This is a genomic window from Nodosilinea sp. LEGE 07298 (assembly GCF_015207265.1).
Classification (GTDB): domain Bacteria; phylum Cyanobacteriota; class Cyanobacteriia; order Phormidesmidales; family Phormidesmidaceae; genus Nodosilinea.
Window position 1 is genome coordinate 1 of the sequence record NZ_JADEXE010000513.1, and the last position, 2,495, is coordinate 2,495.

The window sequence follows — 2,495 nt, forward strand, 5'->3', positions numbered from 1 at the left end:
CACCGGACTGGTGCGCAACCAGTGGAGGGCGCTGGCTTCTACCATAAGCATGGCCCCCAGCGCCGCCTCGTCGAGGGCCGGGGTAGCGGCGTCTAAGAGCTGGGCCTGCAAGGCCGAGTTCCAAAGGCCCAGGCTGGTCTGCCCCAAGGACGCACCCCCCCGCGCCGGGTCCACAGTTTGGGCCTGGCTCTGGCTGAGAAAGGTTTTAAAGCCCCTCACGGTCATGAGCCGCACGGTCTGGGTGGTGGTCCAGCGGCGGGTCTGCCCCAGGCTGTAAGCGGAGCCTGAGGCAAAGACGGCCAGCAGCTGATGCTCGGTCACCGCCAGCAGCTGCCAGGGGCGATCGCCCTGAAACCGAAACATCTGCCCGGCCTCTCCCAGAGCCAGCATCTCGACGGGTAGGCTGTGCTGGTTGAGCAGCACCCGCAGGGAATGGCGCAGATGGCTGAGCGATCGCGGCCCGTCACCATCGGCGGCGGGCAGGGGAGGGAGCACCACGCCGGCGGGCGATAACCCGTCTACCTCGGCGTGGGACTTTAACCCCAGAGGCCAGGAGATCAGGTTTTTGACTTCTAGAAAGCCGTTCAGCAGCAGTGCCTCGGCCCAGCTGCCGGGCTGTGACTCTTGCGAAGGTAACCACTGGCTGGTGTAGCCAATCACGAGGTCTCCTGCGGCGGGGGCGAAGATGCGATCGCCCTTTGTCTCGTCGTTCTTTGTCTCGTCGCCCTTTGTCTCGTCGTCCTCCATTGCCCCGGAGGGAGTGGCCCCGGTTCCGCTCTGCAGCGACTCGCCCCACTGGCAGGTCAAAATTGTTTCCAGAAACGCGGTAGCGAGCCGGAGGTCTGGGTATTGCGCCCCATCGGGGCCGGTCTCAGCGCGGTACTGGGCCGTAAAGGTGAGGGCGGCAAAACCGGGCAGTTCCAGCGCTTTTAGGGCCATGCCCGGCAAAAAGTACAGGGCTTCTTGCCGGGGCTCGTAGCGGTGCCACTCAAATTCTAGGGCCTGATGGTTGAGCGTCAGGGAGCCTGGGGTTAGGGACAGCTGGTTAAATAGGCTGGCCGACTCCCACAGCACTGGCGCGGCGGTCTCCCCATCCTCATCGGCAAGCTTAATCAATGGAAACTCTACCGCAGCCCTAAAGGTGGGCTCGTCCCCCGCCGCGCCGGCCATCTGCCCCAGGTGCAGATCAACCTGCAGGCTGGCGGCATGGCGTCTAAATTCGCCAGCGAGACTGAGGGTAAGGGTAGCCTGCCGAGGGGCCAATGCCACCGCTGGCCCCAGGCTGGGAAATGGGTATATCCCTCCCACCGAATCGGTTTCAGCCTCGGGAAAGACCAGGGGATTAGCTAGCGGTAGAGCCCAGGCCTGGTCAAAGAGAAAGAAATTTAGCCAAACCTCGTTGAGTCGCAAAGCCTGCGCCCCGGTTTCCCCATCGGTCTCCAGGCTGATCTGCCCCCAGGTGAGCTGGGGCACCCCTGTGGTGGCCTGATTGGTTAGGGCTAGCAGGCTCTCTGGGGCCAGGGGCCAAATCCCTCGGGCGTTGGCGTCGGGATGCTCGACGGCAAGAGCGACGGCGCTGAGCCCCAGAGTACCGGTGCTATCTCGTTCGAAGGTAAATTCCACCTCACTGCTGAGGTCGAGGAGGGCTTCGCCCTTTGCTGACAGAGGCAGCTGAAGACGGCCCACCAGGCTCAGGCTCTGCACCTGTCCCTCGACCAGGGTGACTGCTTCTAGGGTCAGAGGGTAAAAGTGCAGATGAAACACGGTCAGAAACGGTGGCAGCGGATCTTCCTCATAGTCGGCCTCGGCGTTTAGCGGCACGATTTCGCCCAGCCGCCACTCATAGCCGGTTAAGACGTTGTACCTGGGGGATAGGGCATTGGGGTCGTTGACATCCTCAGCGGCGGTCGACTGGGTATGCTGGCGGCTAAAGGCCAGCGCTGCCCCGGCTTCTACCTGAATGGGCAGGTCGCGGAACCATAGCTGCCAGCTGCGATCGCCGACCCGTAGCGACAGGGGCTGCTGGGTGGTAGTGAGTTCGTACCGGCTGAACACGTCAGGCTCTAACTCTAGGCTAACCGGGGTGCGCAGCATTGCCCCCGTAGCTTCCCCACTGGCCGAGCGCCCCAGCCCCCGCTGGTCGCGCAGCCCTGACGGCCCGCCGCTGGCCAGCAGGCTGCCCGCCAACAGGGTGTAGTCGGTGCCATTCTGACTAAACCGGCCAGAGATACCGGCCAGGGCGCTGAGGCCTGTGAGGGTCAGCGCCTCCCCGTCGGCTAGGCGCAGGGTAGTGCCGTTGGCATTGTCCTGGTTGGCCAGGCTGAGGCGGCCAGGGTAGATGGCTAGATCGAGGCTGGTCTGCACGGGCCACACAAAGGGCTCTACCAAGGCCTGCACCTGGGCACCACCGTTGCCATCCGTGGCCAGGACGGCGACAGCGTCGGCACTGGCCAGGCTGGCCTGCTCAGAGAGCTGCTGCCACTGATCTATAAAGG

At 64.0% G+C, this 2,495-nt stretch carries 1 protein-coding gene; it reads right to left on the reverse strand.

The features are described 5' to 3' along the window. The coding region (locus IQ273_RS32500; RefSeq protein WP_194027205.1) for a hypothetical protein at window positions 1–2,495 on the reverse strand (2,495 nt) is incomplete at both ends.